At 65.5% G+C, this 23,933-nt stretch carries 20 protein-coding genes; 8 read left to right on the forward strand and 12 right to left on the reverse strand.

Annotated features, from left to right (window positions below; all coding sequences use genetic code 11):
- Positions 1 to 106: 106 nt before the first annotated feature.
- From IAE34_RS15680 to IAE34_RS15690, 3 genes are read right to left on the reverse strand one after another with little or no spacing between them, the layout of a single operon-like run.
- Positions 107 to 1,561, reverse strand: a complete 1,455-nt coding sequence (locus tag IAE34_RS15680) for an AdeC/AdeK/OprM family multidrug efflux complex outer membrane factor (RefSeq protein ID WP_200139874.1) — start codon at positions 1,559 to 1,561, stop codon at positions 107 to 109.
- Entirely contained in the window at positions 1,558 to 4,704 is a 3,147-nt protein-coding gene (gene ttgB / locus IAE34_RS15685; RefSeq protein WP_200139875.1) for a multidrug efflux RND transporter permease subunit TtgB, read from the reverse strand. The genes IAE34_RS15680 and ttgB overlap by 4 nt, the downstream gene beginning before the upstream one ends.
- 3 nt (positions 4,705 to 4,707) lie before the next feature.
- Positions 4,708 to 5,898 carry an efflux RND transporter periplasmic adaptor subunit gene (locus IAE34_RS15690; protein WP_233631174.1) on the reverse strand — a complete coding sequence of 397 codons (1,191 nt, stop codon included), beginning with the start codon at positions 5,896 to 5,898 and terminating at the stop codon, positions 4,708 to 4,710.
- Between the two features lie 251 nt (positions 5,899 to 6,149).
- Between IAE34_RS15690 and IAE34_RS15695 the strand changes: the two genes are divergently transcribed.
- Complete coding sequence (locus IAE34_RS15695; protein ID WP_200139876.1) at positions 6,150 to 6,782, forward strand: TetR family transcriptional regulator; 633 nt, start codon at positions 6,150 to 6,152, stop codon at positions 6,780 to 6,782.
- A gap of 72 nt (positions 6,783 to 6,854) precedes the next feature.
- On the opposite strand, the gene IAE34_RS15700 is transcribed toward IAE34_RS15695, so the two are convergent.
- The gene (locus tag IAE34_RS15700) at positions 6,855 to 8,306 is read right to left on the reverse strand and encodes an MDR family MFS transporter (protein WP_200139877.1); all 1,452 of its coding nucleotides are present in this window, start codon (positions 8,304 to 8,306) and stop codon (positions 6,855 to 6,857) included.
- A 383-nt stretch (positions 8,307 to 8,689) separates the two neighbouring features.
- Between IAE34_RS15700 and IAE34_RS15705 the strand changes: the two genes are divergently transcribed.
- Positions 8,690 to 9,559, forward strand: a complete 870-nt coding sequence (locus tag IAE34_RS15705; protein ID WP_200139878.1) for an isocitrate lyase/PEP mutase family protein — start codon at positions 8,690 to 8,692, stop codon at positions 9,557 to 9,559.
- Between the two features lie 15 nt (positions 9,560 to 9,574).
- Here the strand turns inward: IAE34_RS15705 and IAE34_RS15710 are convergent, their stop codons facing one another.
- Positions 9,575 to 9,748, reverse strand: coding sequence for a hypothetical protein (locus IAE34_RS15710; RefSeq protein ID WP_200139879.1), 174 nt, complete (start codon positions 9,746 to 9,748; stop codon positions 9,575 to 9,577).
- A gap of 85 nt (positions 9,749 to 9,833) precedes the next feature.
- The gene (locus IAE34_RS15715) at positions 9,834 to 10,742 is read right to left on the reverse strand and encodes a LysR family transcriptional regulator (protein ID WP_200139880.1); all 909 of its coding nucleotides are present in this window, start codon (positions 10,740 to 10,742) and stop codon (positions 9,834 to 9,836) included.
- Positions 10,743 to 10,846: 104 nt separating this feature from the next.
- On the opposite strand from IAE34_RS15715, the gene IAE34_RS15720 reads away from it, so the two are divergent.
- Positions 10,847 to 11,722 carry an MBL fold metallo-hydrolase gene (locus IAE34_RS15720; RefSeq protein ID WP_200139881.1) on the forward strand — a complete coding sequence of 292 codons (876 nt, stop codon included), beginning with the start codon at positions 10,847 to 10,849 and terminating at the stop codon, positions 11,720 to 11,722.
- Between the two features lie 29 nt (positions 11,723 to 11,751).
- Complete coding sequence (locus tag IAE34_RS15725) at positions 11,752 to 12,366, forward strand: NAD(P)-dependent oxidoreductase (protein WP_200139882.1); 615 nt, start codon at positions 11,752 to 11,754, stop codon at positions 12,364 to 12,366.
- 7 nt (positions 12,367 to 12,373) lie between these two features.
- Here IAE34_RS15725 and IAE34_RS15730 read toward each other — a convergent pair whose 3' ends face one another.
- Complete coding sequence (locus IAE34_RS15730; RefSeq protein ID WP_200139883.1) at positions 12,374 to 13,297, reverse strand: AraC family transcriptional regulator; 924 nt, start codon at positions 13,295 to 13,297, stop codon at positions 12,374 to 12,376.
- A 202-nt stretch (positions 13,298 to 13,499) separates the two neighbouring features.
- On the opposite strand from IAE34_RS15730, the gene IAE34_RS15735 reads away from it, so the two are divergent.
- The gene (locus IAE34_RS15735) at positions 13,500 to 13,793 is read left to right on the forward strand and encodes a putative quinol monooxygenase (protein WP_200139884.1); all 294 of its coding nucleotides are present in this window, start codon (positions 13,500 to 13,502) and stop codon (positions 13,791 to 13,793) included.
- A 108-nt stretch (positions 13,794 to 13,901) separates the two neighbouring features.
- Complete coding sequence (locus tag IAE34_RS15740) at positions 13,902 to 14,093, forward strand: hypothetical protein (RefSeq protein WP_233631186.1); 192 nt, start codon at positions 13,902 to 13,904, stop codon at positions 14,091 to 14,093.
- Here the strand turns inward: IAE34_RS15740 and IAE34_RS15745 are convergent, their stop codons facing one another.
- The 5 genes from IAE34_RS15745 to bglX form a co-directional block, all read right to left on the reverse strand.
- Complete coding sequence (locus IAE34_RS15745; protein ID WP_200139930.1) at positions 14,094 to 14,699, reverse strand: flavin reductase family protein; 606 nt, start codon at positions 14,697 to 14,699, stop codon at positions 14,094 to 14,096.
- 126 nt (positions 14,700 to 14,825) lie between these two features.
- Positions 14,826 to 16,145, reverse strand: coding sequence for an MFS transporter (locus tag IAE34_RS15750; protein WP_200139886.1), 1,320 nt, complete (start codon positions 16,143 to 16,145; stop codon positions 14,826 to 14,828).
- Between the two features lie 221 nt (positions 16,146 to 16,366).
- Entirely contained in the window at positions 16,367 to 17,701 is a 1,335-nt protein-coding gene (locus IAE34_RS15755) for a sigma-54-dependent transcriptional regulator (protein ID WP_200139887.1), read from the reverse strand.
- A complete protein-coding gene (locus IAE34_RS15760; protein ID WP_200139888.1) occupies positions 17,695 to 19,452 on the reverse strand; it encodes a sensor histidine kinase in 1,758 nt (585 codons plus the stop codon). Before IAE34_RS15760 ends, IAE34_RS15755 begins: the two co-directional genes overlap by 7 nt.
- A gap of 84 nt (positions 19,453 to 19,536) precedes the next feature.
- A complete protein-coding gene (gene bglX / locus IAE34_RS15765) occupies positions 19,537 to 21,825 on the reverse strand; it encodes a beta-glucosidase BglX (RefSeq protein ID WP_200139931.1) in 2,289 nt (762 codons plus the stop codon).
- 183 nt (positions 21,826 to 22,008) lie between these two features.
- On the opposite strand from bglX, the gene IAE34_RS15770 reads away from it, so the two are divergent.
- Positions 22,009 to 22,626, forward strand: a complete 618-nt coding sequence (locus IAE34_RS15770) for a TPM domain-containing protein (protein ID WP_200139889.1) — start codon at positions 22,009 to 22,011, stop codon at positions 22,624 to 22,626.
- A gap of 78 nt (positions 22,627 to 22,704) precedes the next feature.
- On the forward strand, positions 22,705 to 23,913 hold the full coding sequence (locus IAE34_RS15775) for a class I SAM-dependent methyltransferase (RefSeq protein WP_200139890.1): 1,209 nt from the start codon (positions 22,705 to 22,707) through the stop codon (positions 23,911 to 23,913).
- Positions 23,914 to 23,933 lie beyond the last annotated feature (20 nt).

The following is a 23,933-nucleotide window of genomic DNA, read 5'->3' on the forward strand; positions in this document are numbered from 1 at the left end:
GGTAATCGAACGTATTATGGCGATAGCACCCGTGGAGGCTTCGCCTGCGATCAGCGCCAATGAAAAGCCCACCGCGAGGGTGGGCTTGGTGTCACAAGCCGAAGGCTCAGCCCCTGGGGGCCTGCACCGACGCTTGCTGGTTGGCCTGCCCGGTACGCTCGTACCAGCCGCCGCCGAGGGCCTTGTACAGGTTGACCTCGCTGGTCAGCTGCGACAGGCGATCGCCGATCAGCGACTGCTGGGCGCTGAACAGGTTGCGCTGGGCGTCGAGGAAGGTCAGGTTGCTGTCGATGCCGATCCGGTAGCGACGTTCTGCCAGGCGGTAGTAGTCCTGGTTGGCGGCCACCAGGTCGCGCTGGGCCTGCAACTGCTCTTCGAAGGTCTTGCGCGCGGTCAGGCCGTCGGCCACTTCCTGGAAGGCGGTCTGGATGCTCTTCTCGTACTTGGCCACGTTGATATCCTTCTGGATCTTGGCGTAGTCGAGACTGGCGCGCAGGCTGCCGGCATTGAAGATCGGCAGGTTGATCTGCGGCTGGAACAGCCAGGTGCCCGAGCCACCCTTGAACAGGCTGCCCATGTCGGAGCTCAGGGCCCCGGCATTGGCGGTCAGGCTGATGCTCGGGAAGAACGCTGCGCGGGCGGCGCCGATGTTGGCATTGGCGGCCTTGAGCTGATGTTCGGCTTCAAGAATGTCCGGACGACGTTGCAGCAGGTCGGACGGCAGCCCCGCCGGTACCTGGGCCAGCTGGTCGGCATCGAGCTCGAGCGGCGTCGGCAGGTTGCTCGGTACGCCCGTGCCCAGCAGCACGGTGAGGCTGTTGAGGTCTTGCGCCACCAGGCGTTGGTACTGCGACAGCTTGACCCGAGCGCCTTCGACCGAGGTACGGGCCTGGCTCAGGTCGAGCGCCGAGGAAACGCCGACCTCGTTGCTGCGTCGGGTCAGGTTGAAGCTTTCCTCGTAGTTCTTCAGGGTGTCTTCGGTCAGCGCCAGCAAGGCCTTGTCGGCCTGCCAGGTGTAGTAGGCGTTGGCGACGCTGGCTACCAGGCTGATCTGCGTGGAGCGGCGCGCCTCTTCGCTGGACAGGTAGGTTTCCAGCGCCTGCTCGCTGAGGCTGCGCACTCGGCCGAACAGGTCCAGCTCATAGGCGCTGACCCCGAGGGTGGCCGAATACTGGCTGGTGATGCTCGAGTTGCCGGTCTGCGACGCGTTCTCCGAGACCCGCTGGCGGCTGCCGCTACCAGTGGCGCTCACGGCCGGGAACAGGTCGGCACGCTGGATGCGATACTGCGCGCGGTAGGCGTCGATGTTCAGCGCGGCCACGCGCAGGTCGCGGTTGTTGACCAGCGCGGTCTGGATCAACTGTTGCAGCGCAGGGTCGTTGAAGAATTGCCGCCAGCCTTGCTCGGCCGCCGCCACGTTGGCCGACTCGGCAGGCGAGTAGGCCGGGCCTTGCGGCCATTGGGCGGGCACCGGAGCGTCCGGGGTCTTGTAGTCGGGGATCAGCGAACAGCCGCCGAGAATGAACGCGGTGACGGTCAGGGACAGTAAAGACTTGGTCATTGCCCAGCCTCGTTACGTGGGGTTTCGGAAGGGGTCTCGGGTTCCTTGCTGCCGAACAGCGACGACACGGCGACGAAGAACAGCGGTACCCAGAAGATAGCCAGAATAGTCGCACTGATCATGCCGCCGATCACGCCCGTACCGATGGCGTGCTGGCTGCCCGAGCCGGCACCGCTGGCGATGGTCAACGGCACCACGCCCAGGATGAACGCCAGCGAGGTCATGATGATCGGGCGCAGACGCATGCGGCAGGCCTCGATCGCGGCGTCGTACAGGCTCTTGCCCTGTTCGTGCAGCTCCTTGGCGAACTCGACGATCAGAATGGCGTTCTTCGCCGCCAGGCCGATGGTGGTCAACAGGCCGACCAGGAAGTACACGTCGTTGGACAGTCCGCGCAGGCTTGCCGCGATCAGCGCACCGATGATGCCCAGCGGCACTACCAGCACCACGGCGATCGGGATCGACCAGCTTTCGTACAACGCTGCCAGGCAGAGGAACACGAACAGCAGCGACAGGGCGAACAGCGCCGGCATCTGCGAGCCGGACAGCTTCTCTTCGTACGACATGCCGGTCCAGGCGAAACCGATCCCCGACGGCAGTTCGCCGGCGATGCGCTCGACCTCGGCCATGGCCTCGCCGGTGCTGTAGCCCGGTGCCGGGGCGCCGAGGATTTCCATCGCTTCCACACCGTTGTAGCGCGAGAGCTTGGGCGAGCCATAGGTCCATTCGCCGGTGGCGAAGGAAGAGAACGGCACCATCTCGCCAGCACCGTTGCGTACGTACCACTTCTGCAGGTCTTCAGGGCTCATCCGGGCATTGGCTTCACCCTGGATGTACACCTTCTTGACCCGACCGCGGTCGATGAAGTCGTTGACGTAGCTGCCGCCCAGCGCGATCGACAGGGTGTTGTTGATGTCCGAGATGGTCACGCCCAGGGCGCTGGCACGCTCGTCGTCGACGGTGAGCTGGTACTGCGGCTCGTCGTTCAGGCCGTTGGGACGCACGCCCGCCAGTACCTTGCTCTGCGCCGCCTTGGCGAGGAACTCGTTGCGCGCTTCCATCAGCTTCTCGTGGCCCACACCGGCGCGATCCTGGAGGAACACGTCGAAGCCGGTGGCGTTGCCCAGTTCGAGCACTGCCGGAGGCGCGAAGGCGAACACCATCGCGTCGCGGAAACTGAAGAAGTGTTGCTGGGCACGCTGGGCCAGGCCGAACACGCTGTTTTCCGCGCTGCGCTCACCCCAGGGCTTGAGCATGATGAAGGCCATGCCCGAGCTCTGGCCGCGACCGGCGAAGTTGAAGCCGGTGACGGTGAACACCGACGACACGGTGTCGGCTTCGTCCTTGAGCAGGTACTCGCGCATCTGGTCGACCACCGACTGGGTGCGCTCGGCACTGGAGCCGGCCGGTGTCTGTACCTGGGCGAACAGCACGCCCTGGTCCTCTTCGGGCAGGAACGCGGTGGGGATGCGGGTGAACAGCCAGATCATGCCGACCACGATCAGCGCATAGGCCAGCAGGAACGGGATCTTGTTGCGCAGGATAGCGCCCACGCTGCGTTCGTAGCCCTCGACGCTGCGGTCGAAATTGCGGTTGAACCAGCGGAAGAATCCGCCCTTGCCGGCGTGATGCTCGCCTTTTTTCAGCGGCTTGAGCATGGTCGCGCACAGCGCCGGGGTGAACACCAGCGCCACCAGTACCGACAGGCCCATGGCCGAGACGATGGTGATGGAGAACTGGCGATAGATCACGCCGGTGGAGCCGCCGAAGAAGGCCATCGGCAACAGCACCGCCGACAGCACCAGGGCGATGCCCACCAGGGCGCCCTGGATCTGCCCCATGGACCGTTTGGTCGCCTCCTTGGGCGGCAGCCCTTCCTCGGACATCACCCGCTCGACGTTCTCCACCACGACGATGGCGTCGTCCACCAGCAAGCCGATGGCCAGGACCATGGCGAACATGGTCAGGGTGTTGATGTTGAAGCCGGCCGCCGCGAGGATGCCGAAGGTGCCGAGCAGCACCACCGGTACGGTCATGGTGGTGATGATGGTGGCGCGGAAGTTCTGCAGGAACAGGTACATCACCAGGAACACCAGCACCACGGCTTCGATCAGCGTATGGATCACGCCGCTGATCGATTCGGTGACCACGGGGGTGGTGTCGTACGGGAACACCGCCTTCACGCCCGGCGGGAAGAACGGCTCCAGGTCCTTGACGGTCTGGCGGACCGCCTTGGCGGTCTCCAGCGCGTTGGCGCCGGTGGCCAGCTTGAGCGCCATGCCCGAGGCCGGTTTGCCGTTGAACTGTGCGCTGACCGAGTAGTTCTCGCCGCCCAGGCCGACCTTGGCGACGTCCTTGATGCGCACCTGGGAGCCGTCGCGGTTGACCTTGAGCAGAATGTTCTCGAACTGCTCGGCGGTCTGCAGCCGGGTCTTGCCGATGATGGTGGCGTTGAGCTGGGTGCCGGGCATGGCCGGCAGGCCGCCGAGCTGGCCGGACGAGACCTGCACGTTCTGCGCGGTGATGGCGGTGCGCACATCGACCGGGGTCAGCTGGAACTTGTTGAGCTTGGCCGGATCGAGCCAGATGCGCATGGCGTACTGCGCACCGAAGACCTGGAAGTCACCGACACCGGCCGTACGCGAGATCGGGTCCTGCATGTTGGACACGATGTAGTTGGCCAGGTCGTCCTTGGTCTGGCTGCCGTCTTCGGACACCAGACCGATCACCAGCAGGAAGTTCTTCACCGCCTTGGTCACGCGGATACCCTGTTGCTGCACTTCCTGCGGAAGCAGGGGCGTGGCCAGGTTGAGCTTGTTCTGCACCTGCACCTGCGCGGTGTCGGGGTTGGTGCCCTGCTCGAAGGTGGCGGTGATGGTCATGCTGCCGTCGGAGTTGCTCTCCGAGGACACATAACGCAGGTTGTCGATACCATTGAGCTGCTGCTCGATGACCTGCACCACGGTGTCCTGCACGGTCTGCGCCGAGGCGCCCGGGTAGGTCACGGCGATGGCGATGGCCGGTGGTGCGATGCTGGGGTACTGGCTGATGGGCAGACGCAGGATGGACAGCGCCCCCACCAGCATGATCACCAGTGCGATCACCCAGGCGAAGATCGGGCGATCGATAAAGAACTTCGACATTGCTTACTCCCCTTTGCCGTCGGCGCTGGCCTGGCTGGCCTGGCCGGCTTGACCGGACTGACCCGCTTGACCGGTCTGGCCGGCGTCGGCCCCGGACTTGACGTTCTTCGCCTCGGCGACCTTGACCTCGACACCCGGACGGACGAACTGCAACCCTTCGGTGATCAGACGATCGCCGGCTTTCAGGCCATCCTCGATCAGCCAGTCGTTGCCCAAGGTGCGGTCGGCCTTCAGGTTGCGCAGTTCGACCTTGTTTTCCTGGTTGACCACCAGCGCCGTGGGCTGGCCCTTGAGGTCACGGGTCACGCCCTGCTGGGGAGCCAGAATGGCGTTCTGGGCGACGCCAGCCTGCAGCCGTGCGTGGACGAACATGCCCGGCAGCAAGGTGTGGTCGGGGTTGGGGAAGACCGCGCGCAGGGTCACCGAGCCGGTGGTCTCGTCCACGGCCACTTCGGAGAACTCCAGACGACCTTCCTGCTTGAGCAGGCTGCCGTCTTCGAGCACCAGCTTGACCATGGCGGCATTGTCGCCGGCCCGTTGCAGGCGGCCGCTTTCCAGGTCGCGGCGCAGTTTGAGCAGTTCGGCGGTGGACTGGGTGACGTCGACGTAGATCGGGTCGAGCTGCTGGATGGTGGCCATCGCGTTGCTCTGGCCATTGCTCACCAAGGCACCTTCGGTGACGGCCGAGCGACCGATGCGACCGCTGATGGGCGCCAGCACCTTGGTGTAGCGCAGGTCGATCTGGGCGCTCTTGAGGGTCGCCTCGGCCTGCAGGCGCTTGGCATTGGCATCGTCGTACTCCTGCCGGGACACCGCCTGCTCGTCGATCAGCTGCTTGTAGCGATCAGCCAGCGAGCGGGTGGCTTGCAGGTTGGCCTGGGCATTGCCCAGGGTCGCCTCGTACACCGACGGGTCGATCTGGTAGAGCTGCTGCCCTTCCTTGACGTCGCTGCCTTCCTTGAACAGGCGCTTGAGAATGATGCCATTGACCTGAGGCCTGACCTCGGCCACGCGGAAGGCGCTGGTGCGCCCCGGCAGTTCCGAGGTCAAGGTGAAGGCTTGGGGCTGCAAGGTGACGACGCCGACCTGAGGCGCCTGCGCGGCAGGTGCGGCCTCTTCTTTCTTGCAGCCACTGAGCAGGGTGGCCAGGGCGACGGCGGATACCAGGGCGGTAACGGCTGGCTTGAAGTGCATGAGGATCCTCGGGTCGCTGGAGCAGGGGGAGCTCAAGGGTAATGGAAGAGTTGTGTCAGAAAAAACGCTATTCGGTGGATTAGTAGCTCACTAACGAATATACTTACATTCATGGTTGTTTGTAAATACCGGATAGTGGTAACAAGCTACTACCGTGAAACGAGATTAATGCCCCCGGGACCTGCTCTGCAGAAGCGTGCCCGGACCGACCCGCGCGCCCTGCGTGCGGCTTCTGATGAGGTAGAGCTGCCATGGTCCGTCGTACCAAAGAAGAAGCCCAGGAAACCCGCGCCCTGATCATCGAGGCAGCGGAGCGGGCCTTCTACAAGCGCGGGGTCGCCCGAACCACGCTGGCCGATATCGCCGAGATCGCGGGCGTCACCCGTGGTGCCATCTACTGGCACTTCAGCAACAAGGCCGAGCTGGTCGAGGCCCTGCTCGACAGGCTGCACGAAACCCACGACCATCTGGCGCGTGCCGGTGAGAGCGAGGACGAACCCGACCCACTGGGCTGCATGCGCAAGCTGTTGGTGCAGGTGTTCAACGAACTGGTGCTCGACCCGCGGACTCGGCGTATCAATGAAATCCTGCATCACAAGTGCGAGTTCACCGACGAGATGTGTGAGATTCGCGAGCAGCGCCAGGGTGCCGTGGTCGAATGCCACGAGGGCATTGCCCGCACCCTGGCCAATGCCAGCCGGCGCGGGCAGTTGCCCGGCGATCTGGACACCGAGCGCGCGGCAGTCGCCATTTATGCCTACATCGATGGCGTCATCGGGCGCTGGCTGCTGCTCCCCAACAGCTTCGACCTGCTCAGCGAAGCGCAGAAGTGGGTCGATACCGGGCTGGATATGCTGCGCTTGAGCCCCGCCCTGCGCAATTAGCATTTTGTGAAGCTTTGTGAGGAAGTCTTTCCAGCACCGATTAACTGATCATTAAGGCGCAACCGGCGCCGATCAATGCCCGCGCAGTTGCCGGTCCGGCAGCGCCAGCGCCGCGACCAGTCCCAACACGGCGACCCCGGCACTGGCGAGCAGCAGGTCGGTGAAGGCCTGCATCAGGTGCGCCTGACCCGCCGGGTCGCCGTGTCCGCCTTGCAGGCTGCCGAGCAAGGGGTTGCCGACGCCCGCCAGGCCTCCGTCGTGCAGTAGGGCCAGGAGCAGGCTGGACATGCAGGCCACGCCCATCGCGCCGCCCAGCGAGCGAAACAGGTTGGTGGTACTGGTGGCCACGCCAATGTCCTCGATGCCCACTGCGCTCTGCGTGCCCACCAGCGAGGTCGGGAACTGCAAGCCGCCGGCGATGCCGGTCAGCAGCATGAACAGTGCGCTCCAGCCGATCGACTGTGGCTCGGTCAAGGCCATGCCGATGATCGCCAGGGGCATGAGCAAGGCGCCGGCGAGGATCTGCGGTTTGTAGCGGCCGGTCAGGGTGGTCAATCGTCCACCGCTGAACGCCCCGATGGGCAGCCCCATGGCCAGCGGCAGCAGGTGCAGGGCCGCGCTGTCCGCCCCGGCCCCGGTGATGCTCTGCAGGCGCAGTGGCATGAGCATGGTCAGTGAGATCGACTGGAAGCTGGCGAAGAAGATCACGCACCAGCACAGTACCGCGACGCGGTTGCCGAACAGTTCCAACGGCAGCAGCGGCTCGGCGCAGCGTCGTTCGTGGGCCACGAACGCGGCCAGGCCCAGCGAGGCGCAGGCGAACAGGACGACGACCGGTGTCGCGGTCCAGGCTTGACCTTGCCCCACCAGCGTGATGCCCAGCAGCAGGCTGCCCAGGCCGAGGGTGAGCAGCACCGCGCCGAGCACGTCCACCCGGGCCTGCCGTCGTTTGACCGATAGGCCCGACAGCGCGCGGCGAATCACCCACCAGGCGCACAACCCCAGCGGCAGGTTGATCCAGAACACCCAGCGCCAGGACAGGTAGGCGGTGAGCCAGCCGCCCAGCACGGGCCCGGCGACACTGGCCAAGGCATACATGCTGCTGAAATAGCCCTGGTAGCGGCCGCGTTCGCGGGGCGGCACGAAGTCGCCGATGATCGCCTGGCTGACCGAGACCATGCCACCGGCGCCGATGCCTTGCACCACACGCGCCAGCACCAGCTGTTCCATGTTCTGCGCCAGCGCACAGCCGATCGAGGCCAGGGTGAACAGGGCGGTGCCGGTCAGTATCATCCGGCGCCGGCCGTAGAGGTCGCCGAGCTTGCCGTAGATGGGCACCGCTACGGTCATCGCCACCATGTACCCGGAGATGACCCAGGCAAGCAGCCCGACGTCATTGAACTGCGCCGAGATGGCTGGCAGCGAGACCGCGACGATGGTCTGGTCGAGGGCTCCGAGCAGGATCGCCAGCATCAGCGCGGTGAGCACGCTGCGCAGGACGGCAGGAGGCAGGGCGGCGGTCACGGGTCACACCTTGTGTTCAGGTCGGGAAAGGGACGCCGGCACGGGTCGTGGAGACCGCTTCGTCATGGCCGGCAGACACCACAGTGTAACCTGAGTTAGGTAGCTTCCTATGTACCAACTGCATCGCCTATGCACGATCGGCATAATGGCTTTCATCCGCAGGGGTATAGCTGCGTGATATTGTGGCCGATCATAGCAGCCGAAATACACTGGTTTGCACCCATTTGGTGCATGTTGATCCAGTTTTCCGCATCGCTGTAATCCCATGCCATCAATTCCACTCTCTGCATGCAACCGGTCATTCTTCCGATGCAGGCAGGGCGTTTCGAGTCAGGGGTCGGTAGTCAGCCAGTTCCAGTTTTCCTCTTACATGCGGAGTGACCATGCCCAAGGCGTCCCACCAAGATCTGCGTTTTGCCTTCCGTGACCTGCTCGCTTCAGGTTCGTGCTTCCACACTGCGTCGGTGTTCGACCCGATGTCGGCGCGCATCGCCGCCGACCTTGGCTTCGAGGTAGGCATCCTGGGCGGTTCGGTAGCCTCTCTGCAAGTATTGGCCGCGCCCGATTTCGCCCTGATCACCTTGAGCGAATTCGTGGAGCAGGCCACCCGCATCGGTCGGGTCGCGCAACTGCCGGTGCTGGCAGACGCCGATCACGGCTACGGCAACGCTTTGAACGTGATGCGCACGGTCACCGAGCTGGAACGTGCCGGTGTCGCCGCGCTGACCATCGAGGACACCCTGCTTCCTGCCCAGTTCGGGCGCAAGTCCACCGACCTGATCTCGGTGGAAGAGGGCGTGGGCAAGATCCGCGCGGCGATCGAGGCGCGGGTCGATGCCTCGCTGTCGATCATCGCCCGCACCAACGCTGGGGTGCTCAGCACCGAAGAGATCATCGTGCGCACCCAGAGCTATCAGAAAGCCGGTGCCGACGGCATCTGCATGGTGGGCGTGAAGGATTTCGAGCAACTGGAGCAGATCAGCGAGCATCTCACCGTGCCGCTGATGCTGGTGAGCTATGGCAACCCGAACCTGCGGGACGACCAACGCCTGGCAAGCCTCGGGGTACGGATCGTGGTCGACGGCCATGCGGCCTATTTCGCGGCGATCAAGGCCACCTACGACTGCCTGCGCCTGCAGCGTGGCCAGCAGAACAAGTCCGAGAGCCTGAGCGCCACGGAACTCTCGCACACCTACACCCAGCCCGAGGATTACATCCGCTGGGCCAAGGAATACATGAGCGTCGACGAATGAGCGGCCCGCGCCGTTCTATCTGAGGGCGCTCAGCGTGGCGGTGTGCGGAACGCAGTGCGCGTGCTCGCACACGGCTGCGCTGGCGGGCTGGCTGCGCAGAAGTTCGGCCCGCCAGCAGGCCGAGGCATACAGCCCGGCCACGGCCAGCATGGCCAGGACGAGAACACAGCGTCTGGATCGAATGCCCATCGTGTCGACCTCCTGCAACGTTCACAGGTGCTATCTGCAAGCATAGGCCAGGCGCTGGCGAATGACGGACGAATATTGCCGGCATTCAAGCCCGGTCGCCGTCCCACTGCGACGCGTCACCGAAGCGTTCGGCCAGAAAGTCCAGCATGCTGCGCAAGGTCGCCGGCATGTGCTTGCGCGAGGTGTACACGGCGTTGAGGTTCAGCACCCGCGGCTGCGCCTGGGGCAGTACACTGACCAGCGCGCCGCTGCGCAGTGCGGCGGCCGCCTGGTAGGTCGGCAGCATGGCGATGCCGGCACCGGCCTCGGCAGCCTTCTGCAGGGTCAGGGCCTCGTTGGCGCTAATGGTCCCGCGCACTGGCACCGCCACCGGTTCGCCTGCTACTTCGAAGTGCCACAGGCTATGGCCGAAATAGGCATGAGTGAGGCAGTTGTGGGCGCTGAGCTCTTCCACGCGCTGGGGCACGCCATGCCGGCGCAGGTATTCGGGGCTGGCGCAGACCACCGAATGGCAGACCGTCAGACGCCGGGCGATGAGGTTGGGATCCAGGTCGTTGCTGGTACGGATCGCCAGGTCGATGCGCTCGTCGACCAGGTTGACCGTGCGGTCGAGCATCTGCATTTCCACCCTGACCCCAGGGTAGCGCTGCACGTACTCGGCCACGGCGTCGGCCAACTGCGCATAGCCGAACGAGGTGCTCACGCTGATGCGCAACTCGCCACGCGGCGCTTCGTCGGGCTGACGACCGGCACCCTGCAGTTCGCCCGCCAGCTCCAGCATCTGCCGACAGCGTGGCAGGGTCTCCTGGCCGGCAGCGGTCAGGCTCAGCTTGCGTGTGGTGCGCTGCATGAGGCGTGCGCCTATCCACTCCTCCAGTTCTGCCAGGTAGCGTGAGATCACCGGCCTGGACAGTCCCAGGTGATCCGCTGCGCCAGACTGGCTACCCAGGTCGACGACGGTGACGAAGACGCGCATGGCGGTGAGACGGTCCATGATTTGCCCGATTCCAGAAACAAACTATGTAGCAGCATCGCATTTTTTGTATCGATTCGGGCAACTAAGCTGGGCTCCATCGTTTCCGCCACAGGACCAGGCCCATGAGCGTGTTCTCTCCCTTGCGTGCGTTGTTGCTCAGCTGCATTGCCATCACTGCCCAGGCGCAGGCCGCCGAGCCTCTGCGCCTGGATGTCTACAACCCGGGCCACGACGACCTGTTTCCAGTCAGCTCGGTGATCGTCAGCGGCGCCCGCGATGCGCTGCTGGTCGACGCCCAGTTCGGCAAGGCTCAGGCCGAACAGGTGGTCGAGCGGATCAAGGCCAGCGGCAAGCACCTGACCACCATCTATATCAGCCATGGCGATCCGGACTACTACTTCGGCCTGGACACCCTGACCCGCGCCTTCCCCGAGGCCAAGGTGCTCGCTTCGGCAGCCACCGTCGCGCACATTCGCCAGACCCAGGACGCCAAACTGGCCTATTGGGGGCCGCAGATGGGCGCCGACAAGCCTGAGAAACTCATCGTGCCGCAGGTGCTCGCTGGTGACCGGCTGACCCTCGAAGGGCAGACGCTGCAGATCGTCGGCCTGGACGGTCCGCAGCCCGAGCGCAGCTTCGTCTGGATTCCTTCGATCAAGGCCGTGGTCGGCGGTGTCGTGGTGTCCGAGGGCATCCATGTGTGGATGGCCGACACCCAGTCGGCCAAGTCCCATGCCGACTGGCTGGCGACCTTGGCCGGTATCGAGCGACTGGCGCCGCGTACGGTGATCCCCGGTCACTACCTGGGCCAGAGCAGCCGCTCGCTCGAGGCGGTGCGCTTCACGGCTGGCTATATCCGTGCGTTCGACGCCGCGACCGCCAAGGCGAAGGATTCGTCGGCGCTGGTCGCTGCCATGAAGCAGCGCTATCCGGCGCTGGAAGACGAAAGCTCGCTGGAGCTGGGCGCCAAGGTGGCCAAAGGCGAAGTGAAATGGTAACCCCCTACAATCCTGATGGAGTCCGTCCCATGAGCAAGATTGCAATCATCGGTGCCACCGGCCGTGCCGGTAGCCAGTTGTTGGAAGAAGCCCTGCGCCGCGGGCATGAAGTAGTTGCCATCGCCCGCGACCCTTCGGCGTTGCAAGGTCGGGCCGGCGTTACGGTCAAGGCCGTTGATGCCAACGATGCAACGGCGTTGCAGGCCGCCGTGAGCGGCGTCGATGCGGTGCTGAGCGCAGCGCATTTCGCCACGCTTCCGGCCCGGGCGGTCATCGATCCGGTCAAGCGCGCCGGGGTCGAGCGCCTGCTGGTGGTCGGCGGGGCAGGCAGTCTGCTGCTCCCGTCAGGGCAACGGGTGATCGACAGTCCGGACTTTCCCGAAGCCTACAAGGCCGAGGCCAGTGCCGGCGCCGAGTTCCTCGACACCCTGCGTCAGGAGCAGCAACTGGACTGGACCTTTCTGTCGCCTTCGGCCGAGTTCGTCGAAGGTGAACGCAGCGGGCGCTACACCGTGGGCAAGGATCACTTGCTGATCGGTGCCGACGGGCGCAGCTGGATCAGCTTCGCCGATTATGCCATCGCCCTGATCGACGAACTGGAGCGACCGGCGCATTCACGCCAGCGCTTCACCGTCGGTTACTGAAGTTCTTTCAGCCCGCACCTGCGCGCAACCGCGCCATGTCGCGAATGGGTGGTGCGCCGTACAGCCGGCTGTATTCGCGGCTGAACTGCGACGGGCTTTCATAGCCGACGCGGTACCCGGCCACCGCTGCTTCCAGGCCGTCGTTGATCATCAGCCGCCGCGCCTCCTGCAGGCGCAGCTGTTTCTGATACTGCAGCGGGCTCATGGAGGTCACCGCCTTGAAGCGATGGTGCAGGGTCGAGGTGCTCAGGTTCACCTCCCGGGCCAGCTCCTCGATGCGCAGCGGCAGATGGAAGTGCTGGTTGAGCCAGGCGATGGCTTGGCTGACCCGGTGCGTCTGGCTGTTGGCCAAGGCGATTTCGTACAGCCGATGGCCCTGCGGGCCGCGCAGCAGGCGATAGAGAATCTCCCGGCGAAACAGCGGCGCCAGCATCGCGATGTCCCGCGGCGTGTCGAGCAGGCGCACCAGTCGCAGCAGGGCGTCGAGCAGCGATTGGTCGGTTCTTTCCACGTACAGGCCCAGGCCCGACTGCACGTTGGGTACCAGCATCGGGCCGCTTTCGGCAATCAACTGGCTGATCTCGGCGGCGTCCAGGTCCAGGCGCAGGCCGAGCACCGGCTGCTCGGGGCTGGCGTCGAGTCGCACCCGGCTGATGGGCATGGCCACCGACACCACCATGTAGTGCAAAGGGTCGTAGGCGTACTGCTGGTCGCCCAGGAACAGGCTCTTGCTACCCTGGGCCATCACGCACAGGGCCGGTAGAGCGAGGCCGGGCTTGGAACGAATGTTGTCGGTGTAGCGCGACAGGTACAACTGCTCGATGGCCGACGGCGGGCCATGCGGGTCGCCGGCGTGCCGCAGGATCAGCTCGGCGAGCTCCTGGCGCTGGCGCTCCAGGGTGGGGTCGAGAGCGGCGAGGGCGGTAGTCATGGTGTTTTCCTCCGAAGACCGGGCCAGCATAGGTTTGGGCAACGCCAAGCGCTAGCCGAATACTGTCGGTCGATTGCCTGATCCTGTCGGCTCGCAGAATCAGGCAATCGAGCGACAGTATTGGCCTAACGCGACGCGCGGCCCACATCCTAATCTTGGCAGCCTGGCTTATCCGTCCCGCCTGCGTTCAAGGAGATCGCTCATGACCCTGCGACAACCGGTCACCCATTTGGCTTTCATCCGTGCCAGCAGCGGCCGTTCGGCCGAACTCGGCATGCGCCTGCGCGATCTGCTAGAACCCTCCCTGCAAACCCCCGGCTGCCTGGCCTTCAGCGTGCAGCGCTCACAGGTCGACGTGGACCTGTGGCTGCTCAGTGGCAGCTGGCAGGACCAGCAGGCCATGAGCGGCTATTTCGCCTCGCCCACGCTGACCCTGTTCGGTGAGTTGGTGCAGGACCGCGTTGTGGCGAGCATGGACCTGCAGACCTTCGACTGAAACCGCCCCGCGCCTGTAGACTCCCCGCCTGGTCCGCAGACCCCCACAGACGACAGGAGCACACCCGTGGCACGCAGAGAATTCCCAGGCTTCGAAGCCGTTTCCGCCATGATTCCGGCCGAAGGCGGTGGCTATCACGCTGCTATCGCGGTCAAGGCACTGGGTGGCGGCAGTGCGCCGCGCTTTCATCGAGTGCTCGATGGCCAGGTGTTCAGCTCGGCAGTGGCCACCGACGCGGCGGCGAGCGCGGAGCTCGAGCGCTTGCATGGCGTCGATGAGGCCGGCGAACTGCGCTGGTGATCAGACCTGCGGACGGCGCATCTGGAACAGCTCACCCAATTCGAAGTAGTCCGCCGGGCCACCGCCGCGCAGGATGGGCTCGGCAGCGGCGGTGTCGTAGATGCCGTCCTTGAGCAAGTGCTCGGCGATGTGCACGGCAACCACTTCGCCCAGGATCAGCCAACTGGGCACCAGCGCCTGGTCGGCACGCTTGAGCTGGATGATCTGGCTCACCTTGCATTCGAAGTTCACCGGGCTCTGGCCCACGCGCGGCACCGCCACCACCTTCGAGGCGCTGGGGGTAAGGCCGCTCAGGTGGAATTCATCGACCTCGGGGCCCACCGCCGCACAGCTCTGGTTCATGGCCTCGGCCAACGGCCGGGTGGCCAGGTTCCAGACGAACTCACCGGTCTGCTCGATGTTGTTCAGGCTGTCCTTGCGCCCGACACTGCAGAAGCCAATGATCGGCGGGATGTAGTTGAAGGCGTTGAAGAAGCTGTAGGGCGCCAGGTTCAGGCGGCCTTCACCATCCTGGGACGAGATCCAGCCGATCGGGCGCGGGCCGACGATGGCGTTGAAAGGGTCATGGGGCAGGCCGTGGCCTTGAGCGGGTTCGTAGTAGTACATCTGCACAGGGCGCTGGCCCTTCCTCCGGATGGACGAAAGGCCTAGTGTGCCAAGCCTTGCGCAGGCTGGGAATCGCCCTGCGCAGGTCGGGGCCGTACCCAGGCCCCGGAGCGCACCGTCGGACGGTCAGTCGGTGGTGATGCGCGAATGCTGCTTGGTGTCTTTCATGGTCGTGTAGACCAGCAGCGAGCAGGCGATGCAGCCGGTGACGTACCAGTAGAACCCGGTCTCCATGCCGGCGCTCTTGAACCACAACGCCACGTACTCGGCAGTACCGCCGAAGATCGATACCGTCAGGGCGTACGGCAGGCCGACGCCCAGCGCACGAATTTCGGTGGGGAACAGCTCGGCCTTGACCACTGCGTTGATCGAGGTGTAGCCGCTGACGATGATCAGCGCTGCCATGATCAGGAAGAATGCGCCCCACCAGCTCTGGATGGTGTGCAGGGTGCTGAGGATCGGCACGGTGAACAGCGTGCCCAGCACGCCGAAGGCGATCAGGATCGGACGTCGGCCGATCTTGTCGGACAGGCCGCCGATCACCGGTTGCAGGCACATGAACAGGAACAGCGTGGCGGCCGAGATGGTGGTCGAGTCGCTGATGCTCATGCCCACCGTGTTGACCAGGTACTTCTGCATGTAGGTGGTGTAGGTGTAGAAGGCCAGCGTGCCGCCCATGGTCAGGCCGACCACGGTCAGCAGCTCCTTGGGATGACGCATCAGGGTGCGCATCAGGCTTTCTTTGGACTTCTCCTTCTTGGTGAAGGAGGCGGTCTCTTCCATGCCACGGCGCAGGTACAGGGCCACCACCGCGCACAGCGCACCGATCACGAAGGGCACGCGCCAGCCCCAGGCATACAGTTGCTCGGTGGTGAGCACGTTCTGCAGGACGATCAGCACCGCCAGCGCGATCAACTGGCCGGAGATCAGCGTGACGTACTGGAAGCTGGAGAAGAAGCCGCGACGGTCCTTGGTGGCCATTTCGCTCAGGTAGGTGGCCGAGGTGCCGTATTCGCCACCGACCGACAGGCCTTGGAGCAAACGCGCGATCACCAGCAGCACGGGTGCGGCCACGCCGATGGTTTCATAGCCGGGGGTGAGGGCGATCACCAGCGAGCCTGCGCACATCAGCAGGACCGAGGCCATCAGCGCCGCCTTGCGGCCCTTGCGGTCCGCGTACAGGCCCATGAGCCAGCCACCGATGGGGCGCATCAGGAAGCCCACGGCGAAGATCGCAGCGGTGTTGAGCAGTTGTGCGGTGGTGTCGCCGGCCGGGAAGAAGGCCTTGGCGAAGTACAGCGAGAAGGCCGCGTAGACGTACCAGTCGTACCATTCGACCATGTTGCCGATCGAGCCGCTGAAGATCGATTTCAACCGGCTGGCGGTCGTCTTGGGAGCAGCGGGCGCAGTGGCCGCACCGCCGGGCAGGGTGGTGGCGTTATCCATCAGGGACACCTTTGTCGTTGTTGTTGTGAGGCACGCGAGACCGCGGCTTGGACTGGTGTGTGCAGAAGCTGTGCCAAATGGATGCACGATGCCCCATTCGGGGGCGCCGGGCGCCCAGTTCAAGGTCCTGCGCCCCGCTCGCATCTGCCAATTCATCACCCTACAAACTATCGGTGAGCGGAATTCCGCTCATCAGCGGACGTCGATCGGCAGGAATCCGCCTATGGAGCCTCGATGAAGTCTTCTCGCAGCAGGCCGTGGCGCTGCATCTTTTCGTTCAAGGTGCGCCGTGGCAGTTGCAGTGCTTCCATCACCGCCTTGATTTCGCCCTGGTGCAGGCGCAGCGCAGCCCGCAGGCACTGGGCTTCGAAAGCTTCCATCTGCTCGCCGAGCGATTGCCCGGCAGGCGCCACTGCGTGCTGGGCCGAATCCAGGCCCAGGGCATGGCGTTCGGCGGCGTTGGCCAGCTCGCGCACGTTGCCTGGCCAGTCATGGGCCAGGAGCTGCGCCAGCAGCGCACCTGAGACCGGCGCGGCGTCGCGGCCCAATCGCTGGGCGGTGCCGCGCACGAAATGCTCGAACAGCAACGGAATGTCTTCTCGCCGCTCGCGCAGGGGCGCCAGGCGCAGCTCGGCGACGTTCAGGCGATACGCCAGGTCTTCGCGAAAGCGTCCCGCGCGGGCTTCTTCGAGCAGATCGGGCTTGGTCGCGGCGATGATGCGCAGGTCCACGCTGATGCTCTGGTTGGCCCCCAGGCGCTCCAGTTTCTGCTCCTGGATCACCCGCAGCAGCTTGGCCTGCTGCGCCAGCGGCATGCTTTCGATTTCGTCGAGAAACACCGTTCCGCCATTGGCGTACTCCAGCTTGCCGACGCGCTTGCCCTGGGCGCCGGTGAACGCGCCGCTCTCATGGCCGAACAGCTCGGCCTCGAACAGCGCCTCGGGGATCGCGGCGCAGTTCAGGGCCACGAAGGGCTTGTCGGCGCGCGGGCCGAAGTCGTGCAGGCAGCGCGCTACCCGTTCCTTGCCGCTGCCGGTCTCGCCGCGAATCAGCACGTTGACCGGTACCGCGGCCAACTCCAGCACCTGTCGGCGCAACTGTTGCAGCCCCGGCGACATGCCCAGCAGCGTCGCCTGCAAGCGCTCCTTGAGATCGGCCTGCTGATGCAGGGCGCGGTTGTCGAGCACCAACTGGCGCTTGTCCAGCGCCCGGCGCAGGCTGCCCAGCAGGTGCTGGGGGGTGAAGGGCTTTTCCAGGAAATCGTAGGCACCCGTGCGCATGGCCTCGACGGCCATCGGCACGTCGCCATGACCGGTCAGCAAGATCACGGGCAGCTCGGCATCCTGGGTGTGCAGACGCTCCAGCAGTTGCAGGCCGTCCATGCCTGGCATGCGTACGTCGCTGATCACCACACCGGGGAAATGGGCGGGCAATTGCGCCAGGCAGTCCTCGGCACGGGCGAACAGTTGCACGCTGAAGCCGGACAGGCTCAGCCACTGCTCGACGGCCGTGCGGATGCTGGCTTCGTCGTCGACGACCATCACTGAATTCAACATGCAGGCTCCAGATCGCGGGGCAGGGTGAGGGTGAAGCAGGCGCCGCCGGGCAGGTTCTCGACCTGCAATCGCCCGCCCGCTTCATGGACGATGCCATAGGAAATGGCCAGGCCCAAGCCCAGCCCTTCACCTACCGGCTTGGTGGTGAAGAACGGATCGAACACCTTCGCCAGATCGGCCGGCGCAATGCCGCCCCCGCAGTCCAGCACGCTCAGGCGCCAGTGCCCTTCTGCGGCCTCGATGCGGATTTCCAGGCGCCGCTGGGGCTTGTCGACCATGGCGTCCAGCCCGTTGCGCAGCAGGTTGATCAGCACCTGCTCCAGGCGGATCGCGTCGCCGCGTACCCAGGCCGGACGCGCCAGGTGCAACGCCACCTCGACCTGCTCGCTGCGCAGGCGCGCGTCCATCAGTTCCAGCGCCTGGTCGACCACGGCGGCCAGGTCCAGGCGTTCGCGCAGGCCCACCGGGCTGTTGCGGGCGAAGGTCTTCAGGTGCCCGGTGAGCGCCGCCATGCGTACCAGCATCTGTTCCAGCGGCACCAGCGCCTCGCGCGCCTGTTCCAGGCGGCCATGGTCGAGCAGCAGGCGCAGGGTTTCCAGCTGCATGCGCTGGGTGGTCAGCGGCTGGTTGATCTCATGGGCCAATGCCGCGGACATCTGCCCCAGCGCCGCCAGCTTGGCCGACTGCACCAGCCCTTCCTGGGCCGTGCGCAACTCCCGTGTGCGGGCCTCCACCAGCTGCGTGAGTTCCTCGCGGCTGCGCTGGCGCAGGCGGGCGATGCGCAGGCGCTGGCTGACGAACAGCGCGGCGAACGCCAGGCTCAACCACACTGCGGCGCCAAGCAGCGCCGCATTGCGCGCATCTTCGCTGACCTGGGGCTTGCGCAGCAGGTGCAGGGTCCAGCCTTCGGTGCCCAGCGGCAGGCTTTCCCACAGGTAGTCGGCGTTGCCGTCGGGCCCTTGCACCTGGCGCAAGGTGCTGCGTTCGTCGAAACGGCTGAGCAGACGGTGTTGCAGGGGCACCAGCGGTTGGCGGTCGTACTGACGCGTTTCGGCGAGCTCGGCGCGGTCCTCATCGCCCAGGGGCTGCAGTTCGCGGTAGCGCCAGCCATTCTGGTTGGCGATGAAGATGATCCCGCGCGCATCGCTGACCAGCAGAATGTCGCTGCCCTGGCGCCATTCGCGCTCCAGCTCGGGGAATTCGAGCTTGACCACCATGGCGCCGAGAAAACGCCCCTGTTCATCGTGCACCGCGCTGGACAGGAAGTAGCCGGGCACGCCGCTGGTCACGCCCACGGCATAGAAGCTGCCGCTGCCCTGCACCTGGGTCTGCTTGAAGTAGGGCCGAAAGCCGTAGTTGGAGCCCACATAGCTGGTCGGCAGGCGCCAGTTGCTGGCCGCCACCGCCAGGCCGGTGCGGTCGAGCAGTTCGAGGGTGGAAGAATTGGCGGCACCGTTGATGCGTTCGAGCTTGTGGTTGAGCACTTCTTGCAGCGGCGCGCTCACCGTGCCGCGCAGCGCGTCGATCAGCTGCGGATCCAGCGCCAGTACCGCAGGCAAGGCGCGGTAGCGTTCGATCAGGGTGTGCAGGCCATTGGCGTAGAGGGCCAATTGCTCGCTGGCGCGCCGCGCGTCGGCCTGCATGGCCTGGCGCGTGGCGTGGTGCATGGCCCAGCTTGCGCAGAACAGGGTGCCGGCCACGATCGCAAGCGTGATCAGGGCCAGACGCAGGATGCGCAAGGGTGAGGGCATGGGACGGTCCGCTGTGGCTGGGCGAAGGCCGGATCGTGGAGCAACCCGCGCAGGCGGCGAGTCTCCACGAGCGGGCGCGGCGATCTACAGCAGCTCGAAGCTCTGCTGCTGCACGTTCTGGGAGTCCAGGCCGATCTGCACGTTGAACTGTCCGGGCTCGGCCACGTGCTGCAACTGGCCGTTGTAGAACTTCAGGTCGTCTTCGTCCAGGCGGAAACTCAAGGTGCGTGCCTCACCCGGCTTGAGCGCCACCTTCTGGAAGTTCTTCAGCTCCTTCACCGGACGGCTCATGGATGCGCTGACATCCTGCACGTACAACTGCACCACCGTTTCGCCCTCGACCTTGCCGGTGTTCTTCACCGTCACCTCGGCCTGGAGCGGCTCGCCACGCTTCAGGGCGGTCTTGGACAGGGTGAAGTCCGACAGCTCGAAGTCGCTGTAGCTCAGGCCATAGCCGAAGGGGTACAGCGGGCCGTTGGGCTCCTCGAAGTACTGCGAGGTGTAGTTGCCAGGTTTGCCAGGTGTGAAGGGCCGACCGATGCTCAGGTGGTTGTAGTACATGGGGATCTGCCCGACCGAGCGGGGGAAGGTGATCGCCAGCTTGCCGGACGGGTTGTAGTCGCCGAACAGCACATCGGCGATGGCATTGCCGCCCTCGGTACCGCTGAACCAGGTTTCCAGGATCGCATCGGCCTGCTCGCGCTCCCAGCCGATCGACAGCGGTCGGCCGTTCATCAGCACCAGCACCAGCGGCTTGCCGGTGGCCTTGAGCGCCTTGATCAATTCGCGCTGCACCGCCGGAATTTCCAGGGTGGTGCGGCTGGACGATTCGTGGGACATGCCGCGCGACTCACCGACCACCGCCACCACCACATCGGACTGGCGAGCGGCCTTGACCGCCTCATCGATCAGCACGGCGGGCGGACGCGGATCGTCGACGATTTCCGGTGCGGCGAAGTTGAGGAAGTTCAGGTAATCGAAAATCGCTTTATCGCCGGTGATGTTCGAGCCGCGTGCGTAGAGCAGTCTGGCCTTGCCATCGGTGGCGCGGCGCAGGCCTTCGCGCACGGTCACCGAATGCTCGGGCCGGCCGTCGGCCGCCCAGCTGCCGAGCATGTCGATGGGGGCATCGGCCAGCGGGCCGACCAGCGCGATGGTGCCGGCCTTCTTCAGCGGCAGGGTCTGCTGGCGGTTCTCCAGCAGCACCAGGCTGCGTCGCGCCACGTCGCGGGCAGCGTCGCGGTGCAGGCGGTCTTCGCCGTAGTAGTCCTTGAGGTCGGTCTCGGGCTTGCCGATGCGTACGTACGGGTCCTTGAACAGGCCCATGTCGTATTTGGCGCCGAGCACTTCGCGCACGGCCTGGTCGAGTTCGGCCTGGGTGACTTCACCGGATTTCAACAGTCCGGGCAGCTCCTGGCCGTACAGGGTGTCGTTCATGCTCATGTCGATGCCGGCCTTGATCGCCAGCTTGGCCGCCTCGCGGCCGTCACGCGCCACGCCGTGGCGGATCAGTTCCTGGATCGCGCCATGGTCGCTGATGGCCACGCCCTTGAAGCCCCACTGCTTGCGCAGCAGGTCGTTCATCAGCCAGGTGTCGGCGGTGGCCGGCACGCCGTTGATCGAGTTCAGCGCCACCATCACCCCGCCGGCACCGGCGTCGAGGCTGGCGCGATAGGGGGGCAGGTAGTCGTTGTACATCTTCGGCAGGCTCATATCGACCGTGTTGTAGTCGCGTCCGCCTTCCACGGCGCCGTACAGGGCGAAGTGCTTGACGATGGCCATGATGCTGTCCGGTTCGGCCGCGCTCTTGCCTTGCAGGGCGCGCACCAGGGTCTGGCCGATCTTCGAGGTGAGGTAGGTGTCCTCGCCGAAGCCTTCGCTGGTACGGCCCCAGCGCGGGTCGCGGGCGATGTCGACCATGGGGGCGAAGGTCATGTCCAGCGAGTCGGCGGCCGCTTCGATGGCCGAGGTGCGGCCCACCTGGGTGATGGCGTCCATGTCCCAGGTGGCCGCCAGGCCCAGGCTGATCGGGAAGATGGTGCGTTCACCGTGGAGGGTGTCGTAGGCGAAGAACATCGGGATCTTCAGGCGGCTGCGCATGGCGGCGTCCTGCATCGGACGGTTTTCCGGGGCGGTACGCGAGTTGAAGGTGCCGCCGATGCGTCCGGCGGCGATTTCCTCGCGGATCTTTTCGCGCGGCATGTCCGGGCCGATGCTGATCAGGCGCAGCTGACCGATCTTCTCATCGACGCTCATCTGCCCCAGCAGATGATCGATGAAGGCCGCCTTGTCCTGCAGGGGCGGCGTGGACGTGGCCAGGGCCACCTGACTGACCAGGCCCATGGCCAGGCCCAGCAACGACAGTTTCATGATCAATTCCCCAGTCCCAATGTGCGCGCGCCGCGGCTGCGTGGCGGCGGCTGTTGTTGTGGCATGCGGGCAGCGAGCGCCCGTCGATTGCGGCGGATTATGCCCTATAAGCGCTGCGCGATGAGATACACTCCTGCGTCCCGTTGTCGGGATCACCACAATAAGAACGAACGAGACTCTTCAGGTATGACGCCTATCGACGAGCATCAGCGCCGCCAGGTGGCCGAGGCCATCGCCCGGGCCGAGCGGCGCACCGATGCCGAATTGGTGACGGTGCTGGCCCGCCGCGCCGACGACTACGCCTATCTGCCCCTGCTGTGGGCCGCACTCTTGGCCATCGTGCTGCCCAGTGCCGTGCATCTGCTGTCGGGCTGGCCCAGCCTGCGCGGCGTGCTGGTCACGCAGGTGCTGCTGTTCGTCGTCTGCTGCCTCGTGCTGCGCCACACGCCGGTGGCGGCGCGACTGGTGCCGAGCCTGCTGCGCCGGCGCTGCGCGGCCGCCCTGGCCCGACAGCAGTTCCACCAGCAGCACTTGCAACGCACCGCGGGCGCCACTGGCGTGCTGATCTTCGTCTGCGAAGCCGAGCGCTACGTGACCATCCTCACCGATTCGGGCACTGCGCAGCATCTGGACGAGCCGACCCGTGCGGCGCTGGTGGCACGGCTTGCCGAACGGGTGGGCGAGGGCCGGACCGTGCTGGGCCTGGTCGAATGCATCGATGCCTGCGGCGAGTTGCTGGGGCGTACGCTGCCATCGGTCGGCCGCCGCAACCAGCTGACCAACCAGTTGGTCGTGCTGGACTGAGCCCTGATCGGCGCTGCCGCCATCAGGCCGGGCAAAGCCTGTAGAATGGCGCCCATCGCGTATTTCGAGGCCTGCTCCATGTCATCCCCAACGCCCGCGCCGGACGCCCGTGGCCAATTCCTCGGCCTGCTGGCCGACGCTCTCCACGGCCAGACCCTGACCAAGCTGGTGCTGGCTCGTCACGTGGGCGCCGATACCACGCTCGAACGCATCATCGCCAAGCCCGTGCTGCTCAAGCAGCAGCCGTGCCTGTCGCTGGTGTATCGGCACCAGACCCGTGACATCACCCGCAACCTGCCGCTGGACGACGCCCTGGCACTGGTCGCCGAACTGCTGCCGGGCAGCTTTCGCAATGCGCACCTGTTCAGTGCCGAGGGCGAGGTGCAGTTGGGCTTCAGCAAGAAAGGCAAGCCGCAGTTGCAGCGCCATGCTGCCCAGGCGCCGCGTGCCGAGGCCAGCGCGGGGCACGACCGTGAGAAGAAGCGCTATCTGGAGCTGTCGCGGCCGTTCCTGCGCGACCTGGGCGTGACCGATGCGCAAGGCGCGCTGATTCCCTCGATGTCGCGCAAGTGGAAGCAGATCAACAAGTTCATCGAGGTCTTCGAGCATGCCCTGGGCAGTGCGCCATTGACTCCGGGACAGCCACTGCGGGTCGCCGACTTCGGCTCGGGCAAGGGCTACCTGACCTTCGCCATGCACGACTATCTGCGCAACACCCTGGGCCGCGAGGCGCAGGTGACCGGCGTGGAGTTGCGTGCGGACATGGTCCAGTTGTGCAACGCCGCCGCCGCGCGCCTGGAGCATCCCGGGCTGGTGTTCGAGTGCGGCGATGTACGCAGCGTGGTGCCGGCGGCCATCGAAGTGATGATCGCCCTGCATGCCTGTGACGTGGCCACCGATTACGCCCTGCACACCGGCATCCGCTGTGGCGCGTCGATCATCATGTGCTCGCCGTGCTGCCACAAGCAGATCCGCCCGCAACTGCACAGCCCGTCGCTGTTGCAGCCCATGCTGCAGTACGGGCTGCATCTGGGCCAGCAGGCCGAGATGCTCACCGACAGCTTGCGCGCGCTGTACCTGGAGGCCTGTGGCTACGACACCAAGGTGTTCGAGTTCATTTCCCTGGAGCACACCAACAAGAACAAGATGATCCTGGCCGTCAAGCGCCGGCAGGCGGCCGACAACACCGCGCTGCTGGAGAAGATCGACCAGCTCAAGGCGTTCTATGGCATTCAGGAGCACTGTCTGGAAAGCCTGCTGCGCGCCGACAGCCTGATCCCGGCGTGAGCGTCAGGGGCCATGGGTAC

Origin of the sequence: Pseudomonas sp. S30 (assembly GCF_016518545.1) — a bacterium.
Classification (GTDB): Bacteria; Pseudomonadota; Gammaproteobacteria; order Pseudomonadales; family Pseudomonadaceae; genus Aquipseudomonas.